The organism is Achromobacter sp. F4_2707 (assembly GCF_047501535.1).
GTDB lineage: Bacteria > Pseudomonadota > Gammaproteobacteria > Burkholderiales > Burkholderiaceae_B > Yanghanlia.
Map to the genome: position 1 here is coordinate 57,004 of NZ_JAZDRJ010000016.1, position 8,329 is coordinate 65,332.

Annotated in this window: 6 protein-coding genes; 3 read left to right on the forward strand and 3 right to left on the reverse strand. The window is 57.5% G+C overall.

Going from position 1 to position 8,329, the window contains the following annotated elements; all coding sequences use genetic code 11:
• The first annotated feature begins 2 nt into the window (after nucleotides 1-2).
• From VRY85_RS14315 to dapF, 3 genes are read left to right on the forward strand one after another with little or no spacing between them, the layout of a single operon-like run.
• A complete protein-coding gene (locus tag VRY85_RS14315) occupies nucleotides 3-1,469 on the forward strand; it encodes a glutamate synthase subunit beta (RefSeq protein ID WP_414599282.1) in 1,467 nt (488 codons plus the stop codon).
• Entirely contained in the window at nucleotides 1,466-2,692 is a 1,227-nt protein-coding gene (locus VRY85_RS14320; protein ID WP_414599283.1) for an LL-diaminopimelate aminotransferase, read from the forward strand. Before VRY85_RS14315 ends, VRY85_RS14320 begins: the two co-directional genes overlap by 4 nt.
• A gap of 22 nt (nucleotides 2,693-2,714) precedes the next feature.
• Complete coding sequence (dapF, locus tag VRY85_RS14325) at nucleotides 2,715-3,587, forward strand: diaminopimelate epimerase (RefSeq protein ID WP_414599284.1); 873 nt, start codon at nucleotides 2,715-2,717, stop codon at nucleotides 3,585-3,587.
• Nucleotides 3,588-3,642: 55 nt separating this feature from the next.
• Here dapF and VRY85_RS14330 read toward each other — a convergent pair whose 3' ends face one another.
• The 3 genes from VRY85_RS14330 to carB form a co-directional block, all read right to left on the reverse strand.
• A complete protein-coding gene (locus VRY85_RS14330) occupies nucleotides 3,643-4,869 on the reverse strand; it encodes an ammonium transporter (RefSeq protein ID WP_414599285.1) in 1,227 nt (408 codons plus the stop codon).
• Nucleotides 4,870-4,907: 38 nt separating this feature from the next.
• Entirely contained in the window at nucleotides 4,908-5,246 is a 339-nt protein-coding gene (locus VRY85_RS14335; RefSeq protein WP_414599286.1) for a P-II family nitrogen regulator, read from the reverse strand.
• Between the two features lie 303 nt (nucleotides 5,247-5,549).
• On the reverse strand, nucleotides 5,550-8,329 hold a 2,780-nt coding region (gene carB, locus VRY85_RS14340), incomplete at its 5' end, for a carbamoyl-phosphate synthase large subunit (RefSeq protein WP_414599287.1).

The window sequence follows — 8,329 nt, forward strand, 5'->3', positions numbered from 1 at the left end:
TTATGGGAAAAACCACTGGATTTTTAGAGTTTGAACGTGTTGAGCCCCACAGTGAACCGGCCGAGAAGCGGGTACGGCACTACCGAGAGTTTGTGGCAGATTTGAATCGTGATCAGGCGCACCAGCAAAGCGCCCGCTGCATGGATTGCGGCACGCCGTTCTGCAGCCATGGCTGCCCGCTCAACAACATCATCCCCGACTTCAATGACTTGGTGTATCGCGATGATTGGCACTCAGCCATCGATGTGCTGCATTCCACCAACAATTTTCCAGAATTTACCGGACGGGTCTGCCCCGCGCCCTGCGAGGCAGCCTGCACCCTCAATATCAACAGCCAGCCGGTCGGCATCAAATCGATCGAGCACGCCATTATCGACCGTGCCTATGCGGAAGGATGGCTGCACCCCCAGCTGGCAACATTCAAAACGGGCAAACGCGTGGCGATCGTTGGCTCCGGCCCCGCAGGACTCGCTGCAGCACAACAACTCGCGCGGGCGGGCCATCAAGTGACGGTATTTGAGAAGAACGACAAAGTAGGCGGACTGCTGCGTTTCGGAATTCCCGACTTCAAGCTGGATAAATCGCACATAGACCGTCGCGTCGCGCAACTCACTGCGGAAGGGGTGGAAATCCGCACCAACACCCTTGTGGGTGATTGGCCGGAACACAGTCGTGTCACCAACTGGAGTACGCAACACATTTCGGCAGAACAGCTTCAGAGCGAGTTTGATGCGGTGCTTCTCACCGGCGGGGCAGAACAATCGCGTGATCTCCCCATCCCTGGCCGCGAACTTAACGGCGTGCATTTTGCAATGGAGTTTCTGCCACAACAGAACCGCGTCAATGCAGGCGTGTCCATGCCAGGACAAATCCACGCCAAGGGCCTGCACGTTGTCGTGATTGGTGGGGGCGACACGGGTTCGGACTGCGTAGGCACCGCCAACCGACAAGGCGCCGCCAGCGTGGTGCAGTTTGAACTGATGGCAATGCCGCCCGCTCAGGAAAACAAGCCTCTTACCTGGCCGTACTGGCCATACAAGCTGCGGACTTCTTCTAGCCATGAGGAAGGCTGCGAGCGTGAGTTCGCCGTGGCGACGAAGGCTTTCCTGGGCCATAACGGCAAGCTCACCGGTCTCAAGACCGTCCAAGTCGAAATACGGCAAGGGCAAATCGTTGAAATACCGAATACCGAAAAAATCTGGAAAGCCGACCTGGTCTTGCTGGCTATGGGCTTTGTTGGGCCGGTTGCCAGTGTGCTTGAAAGCTTTGGCGTGGTACGCGACGCCTCCTGCAACGGCAGGGTAAGCGTCAAAGCCGACAGTGCTTACGCCACCAATGTGGCAGGCGTGTTTACTGCGGGTGACATGCGTCGTGGGCAATCCCTGGTGGTGTGGGCCATTCACGAGGGTCGCCAGGCGGCACGCGCCATAAACAGGTTTTTAATGGATTCTGGGAGTTTTGACGCATGATCCGAATCAACCCTCATTACGCTAACCTGCAAGCCAATTACCTGTTTGCCGATATTGCACGGCGCGTGCACGCATTTCAACAGCGTCGCCCCGATGTGGAGCTCATCCGCCTCGGTATCGGTGACGTCACTGAGCCGTTACCCCAGGCCTGCATCGAAGCCCTGCATAAAGCCGTAGACGAAATGGCTACCACCAGCCACTTTCGTGGCTATGGCCCCGAACAAGGGTATGACTTCTTGCGCGAAGCCATTGCCTTGCACGACTTTCAGGAGCGCGGTGCAGAAATCAGCGCCGACGAGGTGTTCGTCAGCGATGGGGCCAAATGCGACGTGGCTAACATTCAAGAACTGTTCGCAGCAGACGTGCGCGTAGCCATTTCCGACCCGGTCTACCCAGTCTATGTAGACACCAACGTCATGGCCGGGCGGTGTGGCGCTTGGGTAGACGATCGTTATCAGAACCTGGTTTATCTACCGTGCTCCGCCACCACAGGCTACGCACCGCAACTACCGGACACCCCGGTGGATGTCGTTTACCTCTGCTCGCCCAACAACCCTACCGGCGCCACACTGACCCGGCCCCAACTCCAGCAATGGGTCGATTACGCTGCCGCCAATAAGGTATTGATCCTGTTTGACGCAGCTTACGAAGCATTCATTCGAGACGATTCCCTACCCCATTCCATCTTCGAAATTCCTGGCGCCCGTGAAGTCGCTATCGAGTTTCGCAGCTACTCCAAAACAGCCGGTTTTACAGGCTTGCGCTGTGCTTACACGGTGATACCGAAAACCTGCATGGGGCGGGGCGATGACGGCGAGCCTGTTCCACTGCACACGTTGTGGAGCCGGCGGCAAACCACAAAATTCAACGGCGTTTCTTACCCAGTGCAACGGGCCGCAGAAGCCGTCTACAGCCTTTCAGGCCAACAGCAAGTGCGTACCCTGAGCGATGGGTATCTGGCCAACGCTCAACGCATTCGCGAGGTGTTTCAGGCGCTTGGCTATCCCTGCACCGGCGGCGATCACTCACCTTATATATGGGTTCGCACAGGCATAGACGCCTGGGAGTTTTTTGACATGCTCCTGGAGGAATCCGGCGTCGTCTGCACGCCGGGCGTGGGCTTTGGCCGTTGCGGTCAAGGCCATGTCCGCATCAGCGCCTTCAACAGTGCCGCTCAGGTAGAAGCCGCTATGCAGCGCATCCACACGGTTTTACAGACATAACCCACTCTTGCGCGAGCTTCTCATGTCTATAGCGCCCCACCGCCGCCCTTACAGCCTTCATACCCCCTTACCCTTCACCAAGATGCACGGCCTGGGTAACGACTTTGTTGTCATCGACGCCACGCTTCACCCATTCACGCTGACGCCAGAAAATATCCGAGCCATGGCGGATCGCCACTTTGGCGTGGGCTTCGATCAGCTTCTGGTTGTTGAACCTGCTCCCCACCCGGGCTTGGACTTTGGTTATCGTATTTTCAATGCCGACGGCTCCGAAGTAGAACAATGCGGCAACGGCGCCCGCTGTTTTGCCCGCTATGTCCGCGAGAACGGTCTAAGCAGCAAAGACCTCCTTCGTGTGCAAACCTGCGCAGGCATCATTGAGCTGTGCATCACAGCAACCGACCAAGTGCGTGTCAATATGGGGGTTCCAAAGTTTGAACCCGCGCAAATCCCCTTTGTCAGCAAAAAAACAGCCCTACGGTATACCGTAGAGGTCGACAACCAGGCCCTATCCCTGTCTGTGGTCAATATGGGTAACCCACACGCAGTGCTTTGCGTAGCAGATGTTGAACACGCACCCGTTGCCTTATGGGGGCCTCTGCTGGAATCGCATCCGCTCTTTCCTGCACGCGTCAACGTCGGCTTCATGCAAGTCATCAATCGCCATCACATCAAACTTCGCGTGTACGAGCGCGGCACAGGGGAAACCATGGCTTGTGGTTCCGGCGCCTGCGCCGCCGTCGTGGTTGGGCAGCGTCTGGGCCTGCTGGCTCCCCCCGTTCAAGTCGAACTGAGTGGAGGGCAACTTCACATTGATTGGCAGGGTAACGATGCGCCTGTTCTCATGGAAGGCTCCGCCACCCGTGTCTATGAAGGGCAGTGGCTTTGGCCGTAAAAAGAGGCGGCGGCCCCGAATCGGGCCGTCGCCTCGCGCTGATTTCAAATCAAACTCAAAAGTGGTAGGCAGTTTCGCCGTGACTATGAATGTCCAGACCTTCTCGTTCTTCGTCCGGAGACACCCGCAGGCCATACAGCTTGTCGGCCACTTTATAGGCACCCCAGGCAACCAGACCAGACCAGGCAATGGTAATCAAGATACCTTCAAGTTGAACCCAGAGCTGCCAGGGTAAACCTGACAGGCTTTCTAGGCCTGGGCCACCAAAGGCCTGGGCATTGAATACGCCGGTCAACATCGCTCCAACAATACCGCCTACGCCATGGATGCCAAATACATCCAGGCTGTCATCGGCCTTCAGTGAACTTTTAAGACCGCTCACACCCCAAACGCACGCTGCCCCGGCAACAATCCCGATTAGCAGCGCCCCACCCGGGCCGACCAGGCCGGCGGCAGGCGTCACACCCACCAGCCCCGCGACAGCCCCCGAACTAGCTCCCAGCAACGAGGGGTGGCCTTTAACCTTCCATTCCACCACCAGCCACGACAGCACGGCCCCGCAGGTTGCCAGCAGCGTATTGAAAAAAGCCAGTGTCATCGTTTGCGAGGCAGCTAGCGCAGAGCCAGCATTAAAGCCGAACCAACCTACCCACAGTAGGGATGCGCCCGTCAAGGTCATAGACAAGTTGTGCGGTTGCATCGGTTCCCTGCCATAGCCTAAACGCGCGCCTACTACCCACGCACCTACCAAGGCCGCCACTCCCGCATTGATATGAACCACGGTCCCCCCGGCGAAGTCCAGCGCACCGCGTTCAAACAGCCACCCCCCTTCCGCCCACACCATGTGCGCAATGGGCACATAGGCCAGCGTCATCCAGATAAAGGTGAAGATCAGAACAGCGCCGTAACGCATACGCTCAGCAAAACCGCCTACGACCAAAGCGCAAGTGATGCCGGCGAACGTAGCTTGAAAAGCGGCGAAGCTCAGCTCAGGAATGCTGCCGGACACCGCGAACTGGCCGTTGGCCAGATCGAACATACCCGAGAACATCATGCGTTCGAAGCCGCCAAAAAAAGCATTCCCCTCCGTGAAGGCCAAGGAGTAGCCATACATAAACCACAAGACAACCGCCAGCGTGAAGGTGGAGATCACCTGCAGCAATACCGACAACACATTCTTGGCGCGCACCAAGCCGCCATAGAACAGTGCGAGCCCAGGTACAACCATCAAAAGTACGAGCAGCGTCGAGAGGCTGACCCATGCCAGGTCCGCTTTATCCATATTCTTTCTCCAGAAATGTCAGATTGATGCATGTCGCCTCAAAGGGCGTCGACGCCTTCTTCACCCGTGCGGATGCGTATGGCTTGTTCGAGCGGTGTGACAAAGACCTTGCCGTCACCGATTTTCCCTGTGTGGGCCGCGGCGCAAAGCACTTCGATGGCCTGTTCGACCAGCTCGTCGCCTATCGCCAGCTCCAGACGAATCTTGGGTAGAAAGTCAACGGTGTATTCCGCGCCTCTGTACAACTCGGTATGCCCTTTCTGGCGGCCAAAACCTTTGACCTCCGTTAGCGTCATGCCTTGAATGCCGATAGCTGAAAGAGCTTCACGGACTTCATCAAGCTTGAAGGGCTTGATGATGGCCACGATCAGTTTCATGCGCTTCTCCTTGGGTGTTGTGAATCATCCAACCAGGAAAACGCAAAACCCATGCCAATTTTTTGGAAGAAAAAGAATAAGGGCTAAGGACTGATCGCCCCCTAAGTACGGCCCGGATGTCAGTCGATGGGGGCAACCAAAGCTCTAAGTGCTTCATGCACTATCACGGTGCCAAACCTTGTTAGCCGCACCGTTACACAGCACGGCAATCAGCTCTGAAAATGAAAAAGGGCTTCCACCACTACGAAAAACATGTGTTCCTTAGTGGTGGAAGCCCTTAAGTGGGACCACGCCCGCGTGGGTTCAGGCGGCTGCATTCCCCTGACGGGCGGTCAATGCCTGCAGGGAATACACTTGCAGGCCGCCGCCGTTACGGATGTATTGCAGGCCCTCCACTGCGGCCAGCGCACCGGCAATCGTGGTGAAGTACGTCACACGAGCCGCCAACGCCTGAGTGCGAATGGTACGGGAATCCGCGATGGCGTTACGCCGCTCTTCAACGGTGTTGATTACCAGCGCAATCTCGCCGTTCTTGACCTTATCCACAATGTGCGGGCGCCCTTCCGTGACCTTGTTCACCACCTGCACCGGCAGCCCCGCCGCTTCAATGGCAGCCGCCGTACCGCGTGTCGCCACAATTTCGAAGCCCAAGGCGTTCAGGCCGCGAGCCACTTCCACCGCACGGGGTTTATCTTGATCGCGCACGCTGATGAAGGCTGTGCCCGAATCCGGCAACTGCACGCTGGCAGCCAGCTGCGACTTCACAAAGGCTTCGCCAAAGCTCTGGCCCACCCCCATGACTTCACCCGTCGACTTCATCTCCGGCCCAAGAATCGTATCTACCCCAGGGAACTTCACAAAGGGGAAAACCGCTTCCTTCACCGCGAAATAATCCGGCACGATTTCATCTTTCACGCCCTGCGCTTCCAGGCTGCTGCCGGCCATCACGCGAGCGGCAATCTTGGCCAATTGCAGGCCGGTGGCCTTAGACACAAAAGGCACGGTACGCGAAGCGCGTGGGTTGACTTCCAGCACATAGACGTCGCCGTCCTGAATGGCGAACTGCACGTTCATCAAGCCCTTCACGTTTAGCGCACGCGCCATCAGCGCGGTCTGACGCTTGATTTCTGCAATCACCTCTTGCGACAGCGAGTACGGCGGCAGGCTGCAGGCCGAGTCGCCCGAGTGCACGCCCGCCTGCTCGATGTGTTCCATCACTCCGCCGATAAACACCACGTCGCCGTCGCAAATGCAGTCCACATCCACTTCGGTCGCGTTGTTCAGGAAGTGATCCAACAACACCGGGGAATCGTTACTGACTCGCACCGCCTCGCGCATATAGCGCTCCAGGTCTTGCTGCTCGTGAACGATTTCCATGGCCCGCCCGCCCAGCACATAGCTGGGGCGCACCACCAACGGGTAGCCAATTTCCGAGGCCAGCGCCAAGGCTTCGCCTTCGGTGCGTGCCGTGCGGTTGGGCGGCTGACGCAGGCCCAACTTGCTTAGCAGCTTCTGGAAGCGCTCGCGGTCTTCGGCCACATCAATGGATTCGGGGCTGGTGCCAATAATGGGCACCCCATTGGCTTCCAGCGCACGCGCCAGCTTCAGCGGCGTTTGCCCGCCATACTGCACAATCATGCCAACCGGCTTTTCCTTGTGCACAATTTCCAGCACATCTTCCAGCGTCAGCGGCTCAAAGTACAGGCGGTCGGAGGTGTCGTAGTCGGTGGAAACCGTTTCCGGGTTGCAGTTGACCATGATGGTTTCAAAGCCATCTTCGCTTAACGCCAGCGCCGCATGCACGCAGCAGTAGTCAAACTCAATACCCTGGCCAATGCGGTTGGGGCCACCACCCAGCACAATGATTTTCTTCTTGTCGGTCGGTGCAGCCTCGCATTCCTCCTCGTAGGTGGAATACATGTAGGCCGTAGTCGTGGGATATTCACCGGCGCAAGTATCGACCCGCTTATAAACCGGGCGAATGCCCAGTTGATGCCTGAGTTTCCGCACCTCCGCTTCGGACGTATCCAATAGGTGTGCCAAACGGCGATCCGAAAAGCCGCGTCGTTTGAGCTCTCGTAAGGTGTCGTGGTCCAGCTCCGCCAGCGTCCTTTGCTCAAGTTCCAGCTCAATATCGACAATCTGCTTAATCTGCGCCAGAAACCAGGGGTCGATCTTGGTGATCTGGTGCACCTCTTCCAGCGAAAACCCTTGAGCGAAAGCGTCGCCCACATACCAAATACGCTCAGGGCCCGGCTCGCCCAGTTCCACCTGCAGCTTTTCGCGGTCGGTAGTCATCTGGTTCAGGCCATCTACACCCACCTCCAGGCCACGCAGTGCTTTTTGGAATGATTCCTGAAAGTTACGACCAATCGCCATCACCTCGCCCACCGACTTCATCTGGGTGGTCAGGCGTGAATCAGCCTGAGGGAATTTCTCAAAAGCGAAACGCGGCACCTTGGTGACAACGTAATCAATGGTGGGCTCAAAAGATGCTGGAGTGATGCCATCGGTGATTTCGTTGCGCAACTCGTCAAGCGTGTAACCCACCGACAGCCGGGCGGCCACCTTGGCGATGGGAAAGCCTGTGGCTTTGGAAGCCAACGCAGACGAGCGCGACACACGCGGGTTCATCTCGATAACAATCAGCCGACCGTTTTCCGGGTTAATCGCAAACTGAACGTTGGAGCCGCCCGTTTCAACGCCAATCTCACGCAACACGGCAATCGATGCATCACGCAAAACCTGATATTCCTTGTCGGTCAGCGTTTGAGCCGGCGCCACCGTAATGGAGTCGCCCGTGTGCACCCCCATGGGGTCAAGGTTTTCGATGGAGCACACAATAATGCAGTTGTCGGCGCGGTCGCGCACAACTTCCATCTCAAATTCTTTCCAGCCCAGCAACGACTCCTCAATCAAGAGCTCATTGGTGGGAGAGGCTTCCAGGCCTCGACGACAGATGGTTTCGAATTCTTCGCTGTTGTAGGCGATGCCGCCCCCGGTGCCGCCCAGCGTAAAGCTGGGGCGAATCACCACGGGGAAACCGGAACCCCCCGTATATTCAGCGATTTCGCGCTGCACGG

What these genes read in the sequence shown, in the direction of transcription:
- dapF (WP_414599284.1), top strand. Translation starts at nt 2,715, where the DNA reads ATGTCTATAGCGCCCCACCGCCGCCCTTACAGCCTTCATACCCCCTTA.
- VRY85_RS14320 (WP_414599283.1), top strand. Translation starts at nt 1,466, where the DNA reads ATGATCCGAATCAACCCTCATTACGCTAACCTGCAAGCCAATTACCTG.
- VRY85_RS14330 (WP_414599285.1), bottom strand. Translation starts at nt 4,869, where the DNA reads ATGGATAAAGCGGACCTGGCATGGGTCAGCCTCTCGACGCTGCTCGTA.
- VRY85_RS14335 (WP_414599286.1), bottom strand. Translation starts at nt 5,246, where the DNA reads ATGAAACTGATCGTGGCCATCATCAAGCCCTTCAAGCTTGATGAAGTC.
- VRY85_RS14315 (WP_414599282.1), top strand. Translation starts at nt 3, where the DNA reads ATGGGAAAAACCACTGGATTTTTAGAGTTTGAACGTGTTGAGCCCCAC.